This window comes from Streptomyces sp. NRRL S-87, assembly GCF_000719335.1.
Taxonomy (GTDB): domain Bacteria; phylum Actinomycetota; class Actinomycetes; order Streptomycetales; family Streptomycetaceae; genus Streptomyces.
Window position 1 is genome coordinate 67,685 of record NZ_JOGB01000009.1, and the last position, 18,345, is coordinate 86,029.

16 protein-coding genes are annotated in these 18,345 nt (G+C 73.5%); 8 read left to right on the forward strand and 8 right to left on the reverse strand.

The genetic code is table 11. From position 1 onward, the window contains the following. Positions 1-25 precede the first annotated feature (25 nt). Both IF43_RS0107775 and IF43_RS0107780 read right to left on the reverse strand, forming a co-directional pair. The gene (locus IF43_RS0107775) at positions 26-505 is read right to left on the reverse strand and encodes a carboxymuconolactone decarboxylase family protein (RefSeq protein ID WP_030195876.1); all 480 of its coding nucleotides are present in this window, start codon (positions 503-505) and stop codon (positions 26-28) included. Further along, positions 502-1,584: a dihydrodipicolinate reductase gene (locus tag IF43_RS0107780; RefSeq protein WP_030195879.1), complete on the reverse strand. Its 1,083-nt coding sequence runs from the start codon at positions 1,582-1,584 to the stop codon at positions 502-504. The genes IF43_RS0107775 and IF43_RS0107780 overlap by 4 nt, the downstream gene beginning before the upstream one ends. A gap of 234 nt (positions 1,585-1,818) precedes the next feature. On the opposite strand from IF43_RS0107780, the gene IF43_RS0107785 reads away from it, so the two are divergent. Then, complete coding sequence (locus tag IF43_RS0107785; protein WP_051794868.1) at positions 1,819-3,609, forward strand: VCBS repeat-containing protein; 1,791 nt, start codon at positions 1,819-1,821, stop codon at positions 3,607-3,609. Between the two features lie 22 nt (positions 3,610-3,631). Here the strand turns inward: IF43_RS0107785 and IF43_RS0107790 are convergent, their stop codons facing one another. Together IF43_RS0107790 and IF43_RS36170 are read right to left on the reverse strand one after the other, a co-directional pair. After that, positions 3,632-4,885: a PP2C family protein-serine/threonine phosphatase gene (locus IF43_RS0107790; RefSeq protein ID WP_078909976.1), complete on the reverse strand. Its 1,254-nt coding sequence runs from the start codon at positions 4,883-4,885 to the stop codon at positions 3,632-3,634. Positions 4,886-4,954: 69 nt separating this feature from the next. Continuing rightward, positions 4,955-5,179 carry an acyl-CoA carboxylase epsilon subunit gene (locus IF43_RS36170; RefSeq protein WP_037887622.1) on the reverse strand — a complete coding sequence of 75 codons (225 nt, stop codon included), beginning with the start codon at positions 5,177-5,179 and terminating at the stop codon, positions 4,955-4,957. Positions 5,180-5,597: 418 nt separating this feature from the next. Between IF43_RS36170 and IF43_RS0107800 the strand changes: the two genes are divergently transcribed. The 3 genes from IF43_RS0107800 to IF43_RS0107810 are packed head-to-tail and all read left to right on the forward strand — an operon-like array spanning position 5,598 to position 8,472. Continuing rightward, a complete protein-coding gene (locus IF43_RS0107800) occupies positions 5,598-6,737 on the forward strand; it encodes a type III polyketide synthase (RefSeq protein WP_078909977.1) in 1,140 nt (379 codons plus the stop codon). Between the two features lie 2 nt (positions 6,738-6,739). Next, positions 6,740-7,957 (forward strand): cytochrome P450, encoded by a 1,218-nt coding sequence (locus IF43_RS0107805; protein ID WP_030195889.1) that lies wholly within the window; start codon positions 6,740-6,742, stop codon positions 7,955-7,957. Continuing rightward, positions 7,951-8,472, forward strand: coding sequence for a cupin domain-containing protein (locus tag IF43_RS0107810; RefSeq protein WP_030195891.1), 522 nt, complete (start codon positions 7,951-7,953; stop codon positions 8,470-8,472). The genes IF43_RS0107805 and IF43_RS0107810 overlap by 7 nt, the downstream gene beginning before the upstream one ends. 175 nt (positions 8,473-8,647) lie before the next feature. On the opposite strand, the gene IF43_RS0107815 is transcribed toward IF43_RS0107810, so the two are convergent. Next, complete coding sequence (locus IF43_RS0107815; RefSeq protein WP_030195894.1) at positions 8,648-9,037, reverse strand: hypothetical protein; 390 nt, start codon at positions 9,035-9,037, stop codon at positions 8,648-8,650. Between the two features lie 332 nt (positions 9,038-9,369). Next, positions 9,370-10,287, reverse strand: coding sequence for a MurR/RpiR family transcriptional regulator (locus tag IF43_RS0107820; protein ID WP_030195896.1), 918 nt, complete (start codon positions 10,285-10,287; stop codon positions 9,370-9,372). Between the two features lie 329 nt (positions 10,288-10,616). Between IF43_RS0107820 and IF43_RS0107825 the strand changes: the two genes are divergently transcribed. Both IF43_RS0107825 and IF43_RS42450 read left to right on the forward strand, forming a co-directional pair. Beyond that, the gene (locus tag IF43_RS0107825; RefSeq protein ID WP_030195899.1) at positions 10,617-11,534 is read left to right on the forward strand and encodes an ion transporter; all 918 of its coding nucleotides are present in this window, start codon (positions 10,617-10,619) and stop codon (positions 11,532-11,534) included. Between the two features lie 208 nt (positions 11,535-11,742). Then, the gene (locus IF43_RS42450; protein ID WP_234332005.1) at positions 11,743-13,860 is read left to right on the forward strand and encodes a D-alanyl-D-alanine carboxypeptidase; all 2,118 of its coding nucleotides are present in this window, start codon (positions 11,743-11,745) and stop codon (positions 13,858-13,860) included. Positions 13,861-13,883: 23 nt separating this feature from the next. Here IF43_RS42450 and IF43_RS0107835 read toward each other — a convergent pair whose 3' ends face one another. After that, positions 13,884-14,792 (reverse strand): aminoglycoside phosphotransferase family protein, encoded by a 909-nt coding sequence (locus IF43_RS0107835; protein ID WP_030195909.1) that lies wholly within the window; start codon positions 14,790-14,792, stop codon positions 13,884-13,886. Positions 14,793-14,880: 88 nt separating this feature from the next. Here IF43_RS0107835 and IF43_RS0107840 point away from each other — a divergent pair, with 88 nt between their 5' ends. Continuing rightward, positions 14,881-15,102 (forward strand): hypothetical protein, encoded by a 222-nt coding sequence (locus IF43_RS0107840; protein WP_030195910.1) that lies wholly within the window; start codon positions 14,881-14,883, stop codon positions 15,100-15,102. A 202-nt stretch (positions 15,103-15,304) separates the two neighbouring features. Beyond that, positions 15,305-16,813 carry a flotillin family protein gene (locus tag IF43_RS0107845; protein ID WP_234332006.1) on the forward strand — a complete coding sequence of 503 codons (1,509 nt, stop codon included), beginning with the start codon at positions 15,305-15,307 and terminating at the stop codon, positions 16,811-16,813. A gap of 142 nt (positions 16,814-16,955) precedes the next feature. On the opposite strand, the gene IF43_RS0107850 is transcribed toward IF43_RS0107845, so the two are convergent. Next, positions 16,956-18,314, reverse strand: a complete 1,359-nt coding sequence (locus tag IF43_RS0107850) for a M64 family metallopeptidase (protein WP_030195914.1) — start codon at positions 18,312-18,314, stop codon at positions 16,956-16,958. Between the last annotated feature and the right edge of the window lie 31 nt (positions 18,315-18,345).

Here is an 18,345-nt window from a genome sequence, read left to right on the forward strand (position 1 = left end):
TGCGGCCGGTCGGCCCCGGTCCGCGTCAGTGCGTGGGCAGGACGCACACGGAGTCGAGCCCCAGCACGTGGTTGAGCCGCCCGAACGCCAGCCACGAGCCGATGCTCATGCTCAGCTCGACGATCTCGACCTGGCTGTAGTGGGCGGTCATCCGCTCCCAGAACCCCTCGTCGAGGTTGTGGTGGTCGAGCGCGTACCGCTCGGCGTACTCGGCGGCCAGCCGGGTGCGCTCGTCGAAGCGGTCGGTCGTGCGCCATTCGGTGACGGCGCCGGCGAACTCCTCCTCGACCTTCTCCCCGTCGCGCTCGGTGCGCCAGTCGAGGCAGAAGTGGCAGCCGTTGATCTGCGCGATGCGCAGCCGGGCGGCCTCGAACTCGCGCAGTCCCAGGGTGGTGTGGGCGTACACGGACAGCGAGAAGTTGGCGGCGGCCATGCCGATGCCGGGGACCATGTCGCCCCAGACGTAGCCGATGGGCTCCTGGCCCTCGGGGATGTCGATGATCATGTCCGTTCGGTCCTTCCGAGTTTGCCGACGGCGGGGCGCAGCGGGACGTCGAGGGCGTCGTAGAGGCCCGGTTCGGCGTCGACGAGCCAGTCGATGGCGTTGACCAGGCGGCCCACGGCGGTGGCGTTGCCGCCCGCGGAGCGGTTCTCGCCCTCGTCGGACGCCTCGACGGTGACCTCGATGCGCGGGCGGCCCTCGATGATCACGCGGTGGGCGCCGGAGCCGTCCGGCGGCTGCGGCCAGTCGGGGGCGCAGGAGGGGTGGATGCGCGTGACGTGCTCGATGACGATGCGGGGCTCCCCCGCGACGATGCCCTGGACCTCGAAGCGGACGGCCCCCTGGGTGCCGGCCTCGAACCCGCCCATGGTCCGGGTGGTGACGGTGCGCTCCAGCGGGCGCCGCTCCAGGGTCTCGCGTATGTCGTCGAGTTCGACGCCCAGGGCCCGGGCCATCATGCGGATCTGGCCGCCCCACACCATCGTGGGGACGGAGGGGAAGAGCATGGGCGGCTCGTAGTCCATGGGGTGGCCCATGCCGACGAGGTGGCGTACGGAGTCGGGCTGGTCGTACGTGGAGTAGTCGAAGACCTCCTGGCAGCGGACGGCCTCGACGGTGGAGCCGAGTCCGCTCACCAGGAGCGGCAGGACGTCGTTGCCCCAGCCGGGGTCGACGCCGGAGGAGAACAGCGAGCCGCCGCCCTCGGCCACCGCGGCCGCCACCGGGTCGCGGAACTCCGGCGGCGCGCCCCGGTGGTCGTAGAGCGGGTAGAGGGCGGGGGTGACGACGACGGCCCCGGCGGCGACCGCCCGGACCACGTCGGCCAGGGCCTCGTCGGGGCGGATGTCACCCGAGGCGGCGTACACCACGGCCCGGGGCCGGGCGTCGAGCACGGTGCCGACGTCGTCGGTGGCGGCCACGCCCAGGGCGCGGTCGAGGCCGGCGAGGGCGCCGGCGTCCCGGCCGACCTTGGCGGGATCGTGGACGAGGACTGCGGTGAGCTGCAGGGCCGGATGGGCCTCGACGGCACGGATGGCCGCGCGGCCGACGTTGCCGGTGCCCCAGACAACCGTGGGAATCATGCGCGGAGGGTAGCCACCGCCCCTGCAGGAGCCCAGTGCCGTGAACGATGATTTTCGGCTACCCGCCGGTTCGGGGACGGGAGGGGACGGGAGGGGACGGGACGGGCGCGCATCGCCACCCGCACCCCAACTGCCCTGGCGGGAAAGAGGGGTGACGGTAGGGTGCACGGGACGTGCGGGGGCGCGACACACGTGCTGTCCGGGCTCCCGCGAAGCTCTCGCAGGGGGAGACCTTTGTTCCACAGACCCGTCACGGAAACCATCACGCGCACCGGCCTGCTCGCGGCCGGCACGGCCCTCGCACTCTCCGCCGGCCTGCTCCTCGCGGGCCCCGGCGCGGCCGCCGCCACCGCGCCGGCCCGAACCGCCCTCGCCACGCCGACCGGGCCCGCGGCGAGCGCCGCGCGGCCGCACGGCCCCGGCGGCAGACTCTTCGAGCACGCCTTCGGACCGGCCGTGCGGCCCCAGGACTCCCACGCCGCCGCCAGGGCGAGGGCCAAGCCGCTTCACGACATCGACCTCGACGGGGTCAGCGACCTCATATCCCAGGAGAACGACGGCTCGACCTGGGCGTGGCCGACCCGCACGGGCAGCGAGCCCAAGCCGTTCACCGTCAAGTCCACCGACCCGGCCGAGCAGTTCGTCGACTTCATCCCGGTCGGCAACCTGGGCGCCGAGCTCTTCCCCGAGTTCCTCACCCTGTCCTCCGACGGCCGGCTCTCGCTGTACTCGGCCATCCCCGACCGCACGACGACGCCGTACTGGGTGGGACGCGGCTGGCAGGCCTACAACAAGGTCGTCGCGCCGGGCGACCTCACCAAGGACGGCAAGCCCGACCTGCTGGCCCGCACCTTCTCGGGCGACCTCTACCTCTACAAGGGCACGGGCAGCCTGACCGGCACCCCGTTCGCCCCGCGCGTCAGGGTCGGCACCGGTTGGGGAGCGTACGACCAGCTCATCGGGGCCAACGACGTGGACGGCGACGGCGTCGGCGACGTGCTGGCCCGGTCGCTGGACGGCACGCTCTGGTTCTTCAAGGGCACCGGCTCCGCCACCGCACCGCTGCGCACCCGGACGAAGGTCGGCACGGGCTGGAACACGTACAACCAGATCGTCGCCGCCGACGACCAGAACGGCGACGGCCTCGCCGACCTGTACGCGCGCAAGCGCAACGGCTACGTCTACACGTACGACGCCAAGGGCGGCGGCACGTTCGCCGCTCCGCGGCGCGGCGGCAGCGGCTGGGACGGCACCTGCTTCCTCATCGGGGCCGGCACCACGCAGGTGTACGGACGCAGCCAGGCGCTCGCCGTCCGTGCGGCGGACCGGAGCTGGTGGAAGCTGGAGAACACGGCGAACGGCCGGTTCGACGACCCGGACGAGATCGACTGGGACCCGGGCACGAAGCCCGCGGCCGGCGGCCGCTTCGCGTACGCCACCGCGCTGCACCACCGCAACCACGCCAGCTTCGTCACCCAGTACGGCAGCAAGCTGACCATCGCCGGCCGCGTCGCCAGCACGTCCTGGACGTACGACACCACGGTCGGCCCCGGCGACCTGACCGGCGACGGCAAGGGCGACCTGCTCGCCCTCGGCGCCGACGGGATCCTGTGGCTCTACCCGGGCGACGGGGCGTACCAGACCCGCCTCGGCGCCCGGATCAAGGTCGGCGGCGGCTGGGGCCCGTACCGCCACGCGCTGTTCGGCGCGGGCGACTACAGCGGGGACGGCCGGGCCGACCTGTTCGCCCGCGGCGCCGCCGGGCTCTTCCTCTACAAGGGGACGGGCTCCGCGGCCCGTCCCTTCGAGCGCCCGGTGAAGGTCGCCGGCCCTCGCGACTGGAGCGGCTACAACGCGGTCGTGACCCCTGGTGACCTCGACGGCGACGGCCGCAGCGACCTGGTCGCCCGCGACGCCGCGGGCGACGTCTGGCGCTACAGCTCCACGGGCCGCTCGGGTACCGCCACGCTCCGGCCCCGCGTGAAGATCGCGTCCGGCTGGAACGTGTACGGCCTCTTCTTCTAGGGACGCACGGGTCCGGGGCCGGTCACGGCCGGTCCCGGACGGCCCGGGGCGCCCCGGACGGCTCCTCGGCCAGGACGGCCCGGGGCGCCCCGGACGGCTCCTCGGCCAGGACGGCCCGGGACGCCCCGGACGGCTCCTCGGCCACGCGTTCGACGGCGACCAGGGCCGCGTCGTCGCCCAGGCGGCCGCCCACGTGGGCCAGCAGGTCGGCGCACAGGTGGTCGAGCAGGGCCCGGGGCGCGTGGCCGGGCGCTGCCGCCACCCGCTCGGCGAGCGGGTAGAAGCGGCCGTGCGCGTCGCGGGCCTCGACCACGCCGTCGGTGTAGAGCAGCAGCAGGTCGCCCGGCTCGAAGGCGAAGGTCTGCGGGTCGAGGGTGGCGGGGACGAACTCGGTGAGCCCGAGCGGCGGGGCCGGGTCCGCGACCTCCAGCTGCTGGACGCGGCCCGCCCGCAGCAGCAGGGGCGGTGGGTGGCCGCAGTTGAGGATGCGCAGCACCCGTTCCTCGTCGGGTACGTCGATGACGGCGGCGGTGGTGAACGCCTCGACGCGCTCGCCTGGGTCGTCGCCCGGGTCCGGGCCGGCGTCCCGGTCGGCCGTGATCGCGTCCTCGCGGTCCGCGGAGACCGTGCCCTCGACGTAGGCGACCAGGCCGGGCAGGTCGGTCTCCTGGTGGGCCGCGGCCCGGAAGGCGCCGAGCACCAGCGCCGCGTCGCCGACCGCCTCCAGCCCCTTGCCCCGTACGTCGCCGATGATCAGGCGGGTGCCGTGCGCGGTGCGGGCGCAGGCGTACAGGTCGCCGCCGATCTCCGCCTCGGCCTCGGCGGCGAGGTAGACGGAGGCCAGTCGCAGCGGTCCGACCTGGTCGCGCAGCGGCCGCAGCACCACCCGCTGGGCCGCCTCCGCCACCGTGCGCAGCTGGGTGAGTTCGCGCTCGCGGACCTCGCGGAGGTGGGCGAAGCCGGTCACGAAGGCCGAGATCAGGACCAGCGCGACGAGCTGCAGGGTGTGGTTGAGGTCGCTGACCGTGGTGCGGGACGCCGCGACGGTGGCCTGGGCCAGCACGGCGATCAGCCCGACCAGGGCGGTGGCGCGGGGGCCGCGGAAGGAGGCGGTCAGGGCCGGGGCGGCGGCCAGGAACGGCCCCAGGTGCACGTCCGGCGGGGACAGCACGTCCCCCACGGTCACGACCACGATGAGTGCGATCGGTACCGCCAGCAGCGCGTTCCGCCCCCTGGGGGACGGGTGCCGGCTCGCCGCCAATGACCGGAGGTCCATCCCTCCTGGATACACGCTCCCGGCGCGGCCCGCCCCGAGGCGGGCCGGTACCGGAGCGGAAGGCACCCGCTAGTGGGGGTGCCCGGCGCGCCAGGAGTGGCAGGGGTGGAAGCCGCCGAGCCGGGGCCGGTCCCAGTGGGCCCGGCCGGATCGCCGGTGGCGGGCCGGGTGGGCGGCGTCGCCGCTCCGCGCGAGCAGCGTGACGGCCAGCAGCAGCGCGGCCAGTTCCAGCTCGTCGGGCATGCCGCGCACCACGCGCAGGTGGGGGTCCGGGAGCCGGTGGTGCCCTATCACCGCGCCCCCCTCAGGGGAACGGCGGCGCGCCGCGATTCCCCTTCTGCGCCGCGGGCGTCACCCGTACGGCGGACCGCGGCTCGTCGATCCGTGCCGCCGGCCCGTGGGGCTCCGGGCCGGAGGGCGGACCCCCGGTCCGGGCCCTTGGCGAAGCCTTCACGCACGGTGTCGGCGCGGGGCTGGGGCGCCGGACCCCGCCCCTGGGTCGTTGTCAGCGTCATCGGGTCCTCCTCGTGCCGTCCGGGTCGCCCGGACGAGCGCCTTTGAGCATGTCACCGGGCCCGCCGGGCGGCTCGCCGGTTCCGCCGGGCGGGTGACGGGCCGGATCGCCGCCGGTGAGCGCCGCCGTCCACTCGACGAGCGGGACGGGGAGGCGTCGGTGAGCCTGTGCGAAGGAGCGAGAGAAAGGCGCACCCTCATGGCCACTCTGTGTAGACCCGCGGTGTCCGTACCCGAGCACGTGATCACGATGGAGCAGACTCTCGAACTGGCCCGGTCCGTCCACAAGGACCACCCCCAGCTTCAACTGGCCCTGCGGCTGATCCGGAACACGGGCGTACAGAAACGGCACATCCTCCAGCCCATCGAGGAGACCCTGCGCCATCCCGGGCTCGACGCCCGCAACGCGACGTACGAGGCGGCGGCCAAGGAGCGCGTGCCCGCGGTGATCCGGGAGGCACTGGCCTCGGCCGAACTCGGGCCGGAAGACATAGATGTGATCATCTACGTGTCCTGCACGGGCTTCATGATGCCGTCGCTGACCGCCTGGCTGATCAACACCATGGGGTTCCGCACGGACGCCCGCCAGGTCCCGATCGCGCAGCTCGGCTGCGCGGCCGGCGGTGCCGCCATCAACCGGGCGCACGACTTCTGCACGGCCTACCCGGGGTCGAACGCGCTGATCGTGGCCTGCGAGTTCTGCTCGCTGTGCTACCAGCCCACCGACCTCAGCGTCGGCAACCTGCTCTCCAACGGCCTCTTCGGCGACGGCGTCGCGGCCGCAGTGGTCCGCGGCGAGGGTGGGACGGGCGTCCAGCTGGAGCGCAACGGCTCCTACCTGGTCCCGAACACGGAGGACTGGATCGCGTACGACGTCCGCTCGACCGGCTTCCACTTCAAGCTCGACAAGCGCGTGCCCGGCACGATGGAGCCGCTCGCGCCCGCGCTGAAGGAGCTGGCCGGCCAGCACGGCTGGAGCGCCGACGCGCTGGACTTCTACATCATCCACGCGGGCGGCCCCCGGATCCTGGACGACCTCAGCAAGTACCTCGGCGTCCCCCCTGAGGCCTTCCGGTTCAGCCGGGCCACCCTGACGGAGTACGGCAACATCGCCAGTGCCGTCGTACTCGACGCCCTGCGGCGGATGTTCGACGAGGGCGGCACCGCGCCCGCGGCCCGCGGGCTGATGGCGGGCTTCGGCCCGGGCATCACGGCCGAGATGGTGCTGGGCCGCTGGACCACCTCCCACTCCCCCGGCTCGCCCGCCGCCTCCGCGGCACCGGTGACCGCCGGCGGTGTGGGAGCGACCCGCCCGGCCTTCGTGTCCAGGAGGAAGTGACCATGCTGGAGGCGACCGCCCCTTCGGACGAACTGCGGCCGATCCGCGAATGGCCCGCCCAGCACCTGTCGGGGACCGACTTCGACCCGGTGCTGGCGGACCTGATGCGCGAAGGCCCGGTGACCAGGATCAGACTGGACAACGGCAGCGGCTGGGCCTGGCTGTTCACCCGCTACGAGGACGTCCGGCTGATCACCAACGATCCGCGCTTCAGCCGCAAGGCCGTGGTCGCGGCCGATGTCACCCGGCTGGCGCCGCACTTCATCCCGGTGCCCGGGGCCGTCGGGTTCGAGGACCCGCCCGACCACACCCGGCTGCGCAGGGCGGTCGCCCCCGCCTTCACCACCCGCGGGGTGGACTCCCTGCGCGAGAAGGCGCGGGGCATGCTCGACGAGCTGGTGGACGGGCTGCTCGCGGACGGCCCACCGGCGGACCTGACGGAGCGGCTGCTCGCACCCTTCCCGCTCGCCGTCGTGTGCGAGCTGATGGGCGTTCCGGCCGAGGACCGCGGCAGGGTCCACGAGTGGACGGCCCTGATCCTCTCCTCCACCGCCGGCGTCGAGCGCAGCGAGGAGGCCAAGCAGCGGATGTGCGGCTACTTCGAGGCCGCGCTGCGCGAGCGCGGCAGCGCGGGCGGTGAGGGCGTCATCGGGCTGCTGAGCCAGGCGGTGGCCGCCGGCGAGGTCGCCGAGGCGGAGGCGGTGGGCGTGGCCCTCCTGCTCCAGATCGGCGGTGAGGCCGTCACCAACAACACCGGCAACATGCTCTACCTGCTGCTGAGCCGGCCCGGCCTGTGGGAGCGGCTGCGCGCCGAGCCCGCACTGCGCCCGACCGCCATCGACGAGCTGCTGCGCTACATCCCGCACCGCAATTCGGTGGGGCTGTCGCGCATCGCGATGGAGGACATGACCATCGCCGGCCAGCACATCCGCGCGGGTGAGGCGGTGTACGTCTCCTACCTCGCGGCCAACCGGGACCCCGAGGTGTTCCCCGACCCCGACGAGCTGCACCTGGACCGCAGCCCCAACCCGCACGTCGCGTTCGGGTACGGGCCGCACTTCTGCCCCGGCAACCTGCTGGCCCGGCTCGAACAGGAGCTGATGGTCGGGGCGTTGCTGGAGCGGATGCCAGATCTGCGGCTGGCGGTCGCGGAGGACGAGCTGAGTTGGCGGCCAGGGGCGCTGATCCGCGGCCCCGAGGCGCTGCCGGTGGTGTGGTGAGCGGCCTGCTCGTGCCGCCGGGGCACGGCCGCAACCTGCGCTCGACGGCGCACCACGTCACCTTCAAGGTGACCGGCGAGCACTCACGGGTGTCGTCGAGCTTCGAGGTGGTGGTGCCGCCCGGGTTCGACGTCGGCGCCCACGTCCACACGCGCAGCGAGGAGTTGTTCTACGTCCTGGACGGCGAGCTGGAGGTGATGGCGTTCGAGCCGCGGGTGCGCGAGGGCGGCGACTGGCGGCTGTGGGACTCGCGCGACGGCCGGCGGCCGGTGCGGGCGGAGCCGGGCACGGTGATCGTGGTTCCGCCGGGCTGTCCGCACGCCTTCGCCAACCGCTCGGACACACCGGCGCGGATGTTCTTCCAGGCATCGCCGCCGCCCGACCACGAGCGCTATTTCGAGGAGCTGTTCGAGATCCTGGAGGCGCCGGGGCAGATCGACCACGAGGCGATCGAGTCCCTGCGGCGGCGCTACGACATCGAGCAGCTGACGCCGATGCGCCACCACCGGGCCTGAGGCGGGGCCGGTCGTACGGCGACCGTCGCGCCCTTCCCGCCTCCGACGCCCCGCCCTGCCTCCCGCCGGGCGGGGCGCGGTGCTGCGGGGCCGGCCGCGCGACCGCGGCGTCCGGGTCAGGGCGGGTCGCGTCGGGTCGGGTCGCGTCGGGTTGGGTCAGGTCAGGTCGGCGGGTTCAGCGGCGGCGGCCCGGGACGCCGGAGCTCACGAGGAGGGCGTCGCCGACCAGGCGGACGCCGCGGGCGAGCCGGCCCAGCTGCTCCAGCTCGACGGCGTACATGCGGATGGTGTTCTCGATGACGGCGTCCACGACGCCCAGGGCGGGCAGCTCCACGCGGCTGGTCTCCAGGGCCACCCGGATCGCCCGCATCTCGTGCTGGAGCTGGAGCTGGGCGTGGCGGGCGAGGAGCACGTGGTGGCGGGTGAGGGTCGAGTAGCCGGCGTACCGGGCGGGCAGCAGGTCCCGCAGCCAGCGGGTCGCCGTGCGCTCCCAGTCGTGGGTGCCCGGGGCCTTGACCTGACACGGCCAGTCCGGGCTGAGCGAGGTGAGGACCATCTGAGGCATTCGCGTAGCTTCCAAGAGGGGTGCCGAACTCTGATCGAGAGGGGGCGGCGGCCCCGACCCAGGGGTCGGTCGGGGCCACCGATGAGCGCTCTGCCGGATGCGGGAGCCGGATGGAACGCCGCGCGGACGGCGCGAGGAGGGAGCGTCGCCGTGGGGCGTTCCGGAGGCCGATAGGGGGCGGCCTCCTGGCATCGGATGATCCGAGCGCCGATGAGCAGTAAATATATATACCGTCGAGTACGCAAGAGTATGAAAAATTTCATGCACATCTCGGACATGAAAATACGCCCGCGCCGCCAGGGTCCGGCAGGGCGAATCCGGCCTTTCAGGGCCTAGAGGAAGAAGTTGTGCTGGTCAGCGACCTGCTCGTAGCTTTCCAGCCGAGCCTGCGTCCGCTCGGGGTCGGCGTCCACCATCGCCTGCAGCAGGGCCGCGGCGAGCATGCCGGGGGCCGCGTACGAGTCGAAGACCAGCCGGGAACCGGTGCCGGCGGTCAGCACCGCGTCCGCCTCGTCGACCAGCGGCCCGAGGGTGAGGTCGGTGATCAGCGCGACCTTGAGCCCGGTGCGGCGGGCCGCGCGCAGGGCAGCCAGGGTCTCGTGCGCGTGCCGGGGCATGGCGAAGGCCAGCACCCAGGTCCCCCCGGCGGAGCGGGACTGCAGCAGGGCGTCGTAGGCGACGCTGCCGCCGCGGGTGACGACGCGGACGTCGGGATGGATGCGGCGGGCGGCGTACGCGAAGTACTCGGCGAGCGAGACCGAGATGCGCAGGCCCAGCACGGTCAGGGGCTTCGAGCGGGCCAGCTCGCGGCCGATGTCGAGCACCTGGTCGGTGTCGGCCAGTACCCGGCGCAGGTTCTCCAGGTTGTCGATCTCGGCGTCGACGGCCGCCTGGAGCTCGTTGCGGCGGAGCTCCTCGCGGGTCTCGGGCGTGCCGGCCACGGCACTGAGGGCCATCGGCTGGAGCACCTCGCGCAGGGCGGGGTAGCCGCTGAAACCGAGGGCGGTGGCGAACCGGGTCACGGACGGCTGGCTGACCCCGACGCGCTCGGCGAGCTCGGTGATGGAGAGGAACGCGGCCTCGGTGAGGTGGTCGATGAGGTACTGCGCGATACGCCGCTGACCCGGCGAAAGGCTGTGCCCGTCGAACAACGCACGCACGCGGTCGGCAGGGGCGCGCTCGTGTTCCGGCGGATCCCCGCCGGGCGTGATCGCGGCCGCCTGTGCGCGTGCCTGCTGATCGGTTGGCACCGGTGGGCCTCCTTCTCATCCCCGCGCGCTCGCGTTCAAACATAGCTCACGACCTGCGGAAGAACGCGGCCCGACGGCCCGGTTCGCGCGCAGCTGAGGGGTGGGGCGCACGTGCCTTCAGGGGTGGTAGTGGCCAGGGGTACGGGTCGCGAACGAAGATCACTCAATTGGGTTGTTATCGGGCCGCGTCAAAGGGGAAGGGCATTCGACCCTGCCATGATCGACCGGCCGACACGCGCCCCTCGGCGCCCCCCGCGCACCACCCCTCCCCCCGAGCGGGCGCTCCGCGCTGCCCGCCGCCCGGGGATCCCCCCGCACCAAGGAGCACCATGACGGTCCCGAAGCCGGCCGGCCTCGGCCGCACGCGACTGGCCGCCCGCTGCCGCACGATCACCGAGGACCCGGCCTTCGGCGCCGTCGTCTTCACCGTGATCCTCTTCAACGCCGCCCTGCTGGGGGCGGAGACGTACAGCGGACTCGTCACGGCGTACGAGCCGGCGCTGCGGGCGGCCGAACGGTGCTGCCTGGCGGTCTTCGCACTGGAGATGCTGGTGCGCATGGGCGCCCACGCCGACCGGCCAAAAGCTTTCTTCCGGGACCCGTGGAACCTGTTCGACCTGGCGGTGGTGCTGTCCGCGTTCGTGCCGCTGATCCGCGAGAACACCACCGTGCTGCGACTGCTGCGGCTCGCCCGCGTGCTGCGCACGGCGCGGTTCCTGCCGCAGCTGCGGGTGCTGTTGATCGCGGTGGGGCGCAGCCTGCCGGGCACGCTGAGCTTCCTCTTCGTGGGCGCGCTGGTGCTGTACGTGTACGCGATGGTCGGCTGGGTCTGCTTCGCCGGACCCGACCCGGCGCACTACGGGTCCATCGGCCGGGCCGCCCTGACGCTGTTTCTGCTCACCACGCTCGACGGTCTGGGCGACGCGGTGCACGCCGGGCTGGAGATCTCGCGGCTGTCCCTCTTCTACTACGCGTCCTTCGTGCTGCTGGCGTCCTTCGTGCTGGTGAACGTCCTCATCGGCGTCGTACTCAACTCCCTCGACGAAGCACGGGAGTTGGAGGCGGAGGCGAACCGGGCCGAGGAGGCGCGGCGGCGGGGCGCGGCGGCCGTGGCGGACCCCGACGAACTGCACGCCCGCATCGCGGCGGCCCGCCGCACCCTCGACGACCTCGAGGCGGCCCTCGCCTCCACGCCCGCCTCCCCGCCGGCGGCCCGCCCCCTGGAGACCTCGGGAGCCCGGGGCTGACGCCCCCTCACCTGCAGCCGGACGCCGGCGAGGCGCGTTCTTCGGACGGAGCGGGTTCCGTGCCCGGTCGCGGCGCCTTGCGCGGCCGAGGCGGTCGCTCCCTGCCGGTGACGCGCAGCACAAGATCATGCGGCCCGGAACCCGGGGGCCGTTGCGGACGTCTTGCAGGTCGCACGAGTGTGGGACGGCGAACGAGGCGGCGCGAGAGATGACGGCGGTACCGGTCAAGGGTGGCAGGCCCGACACCCCGGAGGACGAGAACGGGACGACCACCGGACCGGAGCCCGCCGACCGCGGGGCCGCCGGGGACCGGGAGGCCCCCTCGCCGGACTCCCCCGCCGGGGCGTCGACCCCGACTGCCGGCACCGACCCGGAGGCCGCTGACCGGACGGGCTCCGAGCCCGAGGCCGCCGCCGAGGCGCACTCGGACGCCTCGCCCGAGGCCGAGCACGGGCCCGAGCCCGAGCCCGAGCCGGCCGCGGCGGCGGACGCCACGCCGGCCGGCACCGCGCCGGAAGCCGACGACGAGCCCCCGGGCGACGCGCCCCCGACCCCTTCCTGGGCCCGGAAGGCCGGGGGCGGGGCGGTTGCGGACGCCACGACCGCAACCGTCGCGGACACCCCGCGCGACGCCGTGGACGCTGGTACCGACACCGACACCGACACCGACGCCGGTGCCGACGCCGGTGCCGACGCCAGGACCGACACGGACACCGATGCCGGTACCGCCACCGCTATCAGTGCCGACGGCGGTGCCGAGGCCGACCCCGGTGCCGACACCGACGCCGGTACCAAGACCGACACCGACGCAGGTGCCGACACCGGTACCGACGCTGCCGCTGACGCTGTCGGCACCGGGAAGGCCGGTACCGGTGCCGTCGAGCGGGACGTCGAGCGGACCAGCACGCTCGTCCCGCTCCGGCCGCTGGACGACACGGGTCGTCCGGCCGTCGGGCGCGCGCCCGCGTCGCGGGAGCCCGTCGCCGCCGCCGTGCCGGAGGCCACGACGGAGCAGCCGCTGCCACCGCTGGACCTGCTGGCGCAGCTGACGAACACCCCGCCGCCCGCCGAGACCACCACCCGCACCCTCGTCCGGCGCGTCAAGGTCTGGACCCCGCTCCTCGCCCTCCTCGTCGGCGTCTTCGCGGTCGTACAGGCGGTGCGCCCGCTGCCCGACCCCCACCTGACGACGGACGGCGCGGCGTCCTCCGTCACGCTCGACGGCCGCTTCGACGTGCCCTGGCCGAAGGCCGGCCAGGGCGCGGTGCGCGTCCAGGGCTCCGGCACCATCGGCACCTTCGGCGCGCAGAAGCCGGTCCCGACCGCCAGCGTGGCCAAGGTGATGACGGCGTACGTCATCCTCAGGAACCACCCCCTCAAGAAGAACGAGGAGGGGCCGCAGATCGAGGTCGACGCCAAGGCCGTCCAGGACGGCACGGCGGAGCACGAGTCCCGGATCGTGGGCCTCGAGGCCGGCTCCGAGTTCAGCGAGCAGGACATGCTCAAGATGCTGATGATCCCCTCGGCCAACAACGTCGCGCGGCTGCTGGCGCGTTGGGACACCGGCAGCGACGACGTGACGGCGTTCGTGGCCAAGATGAACGCGGCCGCCGAGGAGCTGGGGATGACCGGCACCACGTACACCGACCCGAGCGGCCTCGACTCCACCACCGTGAGCACGGCGACCGACCAGCTCAAGCTGGCCCGGGCCGTCATGGAGTTCGACGTGTTCCGGCAGATCGTGGCGATGCCGAGCGCCAGGATCAAGGGCCTGGCGGAGCCGATCATCAACAACAACGGCGACCTGCTGCTGGCCGGACTCAGCATCAAGGGCATCAAGACCGGGTCGAGCACGCCGGCCGGCGGCGCCCTGATGTGGGCGGCGTACAAGACGGTGGGCGACAGGACGCCGCTGATCCTCGGCACCCTGATGGACCAGCACGTCTCGGGCCCGGACCCGAACGGCGGCAACAGCCTCACCCTGGTCAAGGACAACAGCAAGAAGATCATCGAGGCGGTGCGCGGGGCGCTGGCCTCGGCCGTGGTCGTCAAGAAGGGGCAGGTCGTCGGCTACCTGGACGACCGACTCGGGGGCCGGACGCCGCTGGTGGCGACCCGGGACGCCACCGTGATCGGCGTCCCGGGCCAGAAGCTGGCCCTCACCCTCGGTACGGGCGGCAAGGGCCTCCCGCACGAGGCGAAGGCCGGCACGGTCGTCGGCAGCCTCACGGTCGGCCCGGCCGGCGACGCGACCGTCGTACCGGTGGCCGTGCGGACCGACCTGGTCGCGCCGTCCTTCGGCACGAAGCTGACCCGCACCGGCTGACGGCCGGGACGGCCGGGGTCCGCTCAGGCGGCGCGGACCTCGGCCAGCACCGCCCGGACGACGTGCCGCGCGTTGGCCGCCATGGTCGGGTTCGTCGTGCGGTAGTACGGCAGGGCGATCAGCGCCTGCGAGAGGGTGCGCCCCCGGCCCCGGCGCCAGGTGGCCTCGTCCGCGCCCACGGCCTCGCGGAACACCGCCCGGGCGCCGGGCGGCAGCAGGTTCCACGCCGGGAACAGGTCGCAGGCGGGGTCGCCGGCGCCGACGCACCCGAAGTCGATGACGGCGCGGAGCCGGCCGTCCGCCACCAGCAGGTTGCCCGGCATGAGGTCGGCGTGCAGCCACACGGGCGGTCCGTCCCCGCCGGGGGCCCGCAGTGCGTCCTCCCAGACCGCGGTGACGGCGTCGCCGTCCACGCCCTCCTCCGGGATCCGGCGCAACTCCTCGATCGCGGCCCGCGTCGCCGCGTCCAGGAGGGCCAGGCGACCGCCCCGGTGGGCCACGGGAGCACCCGGCAGGGTCAGCCCGCGCATCGCCACCACGAAGGCGGCCAGGTCGGCGGCCAGCGCCTCGGGCCGGGTCAGCGCGCCCGCGACGGGGTTCTCCCCGGTCCGCCACCGGTAGACCGACCACGGCCAGGGGTAGCCCGCGGCCGGCCGGCCCTCCCCCAGCACCTCGGGGACCTCCGTGGGGAGCAGCGGAGCGAGGCGGGGCAGCCATTCCCGTTCCAGCACCACGTCCCCCGCGCCGCCTTCGAGCAGCGGCAGGCGTACGACCATGTCGCCGCCCAGTCGGAACATTGCGTTGACCGTGCCGCCGGAAGCGATCCGGGTCACCGGCAGTGCGGCCCAGCGGGGGAACTGTCCGGCCACCAGCTGCCGCACCAGGTCCTCGTCGACGGGGTACTGACCGGGGTGCATCTGTCCTGTGCTCACGGGTGCCCATCCGATCCCGGCCGCCGGCGGCGGTCAAACGCTTTTCCCGGCCGGTCGGACCGCGGCCCGCCGTGGGTACGCTCCGTTCATGGACGCGGAGATGAGCATGGTGGGCCTGACCGGACGGGTGACCGGGACCGTCGGGCCGGGGTTGGTGGGCGAGGTGATCGTACGGATCCGGGGCGGGGCGGAGCACTTCCTCGCCTACCCGGCGTTGGGGAGCGAGCGCATCGAGGTGGGCACGGTCGTGACGATCGTGGAGTACCTGCCGCCGCGGACGGTGTACGTGAGCGCCGCGTACGGGATCTGAGCGGTCCGTCCTCCGCCGCGGGCCGGCCCACCACCCGACCGCGGCCGCCGACCGCCGACCGCGCCGACCGCGCCGACCGCGCCGACCTGTATGTATCAAGATTGCGCTAAAGATCGCGCGGCCCCTTCACCCCGCCCCCGCCGAGGAGCACACTCCCCTCTCACCGGTGCCGAACGGGCACCGCACTAAGGGGGCGTTGCCGATGGTCGTCGGCGTCGTGGCGGGCATGGTGCTCGCCGCACTACTGGTTCTGATCGGCCTGTTCAAGCTCATGTGGCGGGTGGCCGAGCCGAACGAGGCACTCGTCATCTCCGGTTCGGCCCACAAGACCGAAGGACTGGGCGAGGGCATGGGGTTCCGGATCGTCACCGGACGCGGAACCCTGGTCATCCCGGGCGTGCAGGCGGTCCGCAAGCTGTCGCTGGACCTCAACGAGACCCAGCTGTCGGTGGACTGCGTGACCCAGCAGGGCATTCCGCTGCGGGTCAAGGGCGTGGTCATCTTCAAGGTCGGCGACGACTACGTGTCGATCGCGAACGCCGCGCGCCGCTTCCTCGACCAGCAGAAGATGATGCCGGAGCGGGTGCACATCGTCTTCGCCGGTCATCTCCGGTCCATCGTGGGCGGGTTGACGGTCGAGGACATGATCCGCGACCGCGAGAAGCTGACCGGTCAGACCCGGGCGGCCTGCGGCACGGAGATGGAGAAGCTCGGCCTGATCGTCGACTCGCTGCAGATCCACGAGATCGAGGACCCGACCGGCTACATCAAGAACCTCGCGATGCCGCACGCCGCGGCCGTCCAGCGGGACGCGCGGATCGCGCAGGCCGAGGCGAACCGGCTGGCGACGGAGGCCGAGCAGACCGCGCAGGCGCGGATGGCCGAGGCGACCCGGGACAGCGAGATCCTGCAGGCCGGCTACCAGGCGGAGCGGGACAAGGCCGCCGCGGCCGCGCGGCAGGCCGGCCCGCTGGCCGAGGCGGCGGCCCGCCAGGAGGTCGTGGTCCAGGAGACGCGGGTGGCCGAGCTGGAGGCGCACCGGCGCGAGCAGCAGCTCCAGGCCGACGTACGCAAGCCCGCCGACGCCAAGGCGTACGAGAAGCGGACCCTGGCCGAGGCGGAGCGCGACGCGCGCATCTCCGGAGCGCAGGCCAAGGCGCGGGAGACCGAGCTGGCGGCGGCGGCCGAGGCGACGCGGGTGAAGGCGGCCGCGGCGGCCGAGGCCCAGGCGACGGAGGCGCGCGGACTGGCCGCCGCGACGGCGACCCGGGCCACCGGTGAGGCAGAGGCCGCGGCCACGCAGGCCAAGGGTCTGGCGGTGGCGGAGTCGGCGCGGGCGAAGGGCCTCGCCGAGGCCGAGGCGATCAAGGCCCGGGCGTCGGCGCTGGCGGAGAACCAGGAGGCCGTGGTCGCGCAGCAGCTGGCGGAGAACTGGCCCAAGATCGTGGAGGCGGGGGCCTCGGCCTTCGGCAACGTGGAGCACATGGTGCTGCTCAACGGCGCCGAGGGCATGTCGGAGCTGTTCGCCAAGGCGCTGACGATGGGGGGCACGGGGCTGGGGCTGGCGCGCCAGCTGCTGGCCACGATGAACCAGGGCGGGGCCGACCAGGTTCCCGAGGCGCGGCGGGCGAACGGGACCCGCCCGGCCGCCGCGGAGGCCACCGCCCGTACCCCGATTCCCGTCGAGGACGGGGGCCCGGGCCCGGCCTGACCCCCCTGACGGCGGTCCGGTCCCCGAGGTCCCGCACGGGTCACGGCGGGCCCGGACCGTCCGACCGGAACGCGGCGGAGCCGGTACCCCCTCGAGGGGGTACCGGCTCCGTGTCGTCGTCACCTCGGTCCGGCGGACCGGATCAGAGGCGGACCTTCCAGTTCACCGAGGTGCGCAGGGTCTTGGCGACCTTCGGGTCGCGCACCGACGGGGTGCGGTCCTCGACGCGCACGGTCAGCTTGTGCACGGCGCGGTCGGCCAGCTCGGCCTTGACGTCCGTGACCTTGACCGCGGTGCGGCCGGCGAGGCGGGTGACCTCCTTGCCGTCGACGAACCAGCGGACCTTCAGCTTGCGGCCGTTGGCGGTGTAGATCGTCGGCACGGTGACCTTGGCGGTGGCACCCGTGCGCAGCGTGAGGTCGGTGCGGGTCCCCGGGGTCGCGATGCGGGCGTGGCGGTAGAAGCCGCCGATCATCGACTCGACGCCCGGCAGGTTGAAGGGCACGCCGAGGATGCGCATCAGCGAGTTGTCCGTGGGCCGGTACAGGCCGTGGACGTAGTAGCCCGCGCCCTCGAAGGAGCCGACCCTGCCGCCGTCGGGCGACTTCTCGCCGATCCAGCGGTACCACTTGGCGCGGTTGGCCTTCAGCTGGGCGGCGGTCAGCTTGGAGATGTTGCTGTCGCCGGGCTCGGGGCCGGTGTAGCGGTCGTACGGGTAGTCGTACTCGTCGGCGAGCTTGCCCAGGGAGTGGCCGGTCTCGTGGATGGCGACCTGGCCGGACTGCTCGTTGCCCGCGGAGGCGGTGGAGATGCCCTCGTAGCCGTAGCGGGCGCTGCGCTGGTTGTAGCCCGCGCCGCCGTACTTCTTGCTGTTGGAGAGGACGATCACCAGGTCGGCGTCGGGGGCCTTGGCGACGTACTTGTCGACCTTGGTCTGGTCGACGCACAGCAGCCGCTCGATGTCGTCGCACCAGAAGTACGAGCCGAGGGCGGTGTTGCGGTGGACGCCCTTGCTCGGGTCGCCGCTGACGCCCGAGTCGTGCGAGACGGCGTCGACGGTCCAGACGTTGAAGAGGTTCTTGTACGTCTTGTACGGCTCGACGGCGGTGATGTTCGCCCACTTGGCCTTGGCCTGCGTGTGGAACGTGCCGAGCTGGGAGGCCGTGTAGCCGTCGCCGATGATGACGACGTCCAGGCGGTCGGAGGTGCGGCCGTGGTTGATCAGCTTGGTGACCGTGCCGTCCAGGGCCGCCGCGGCCGGCGAGAGGGGCGCGGCGGGCTTGGTGTCGGTCGAGCCGGCCGGGACCTCGGTGTGGCCGGAGCCGGCGGTCTTGCCGAACTCCGGGCCCGGGATCTCGACCTCGACGGTCGGCGTGCCCGGGGCCTTGGCGCCGGACTCCTCCGGGCGGGCGCTGGCGGCGCCCGGAGTGGCGGCGAGCAGGGCGGCCGTGGTCGCGGCCACACCGGCGGCGGCAATGGCTCTGCGCAGGTTTGCGCGCATGTGTTCCTTTCCCCGTACTGCAGTTAAGTCA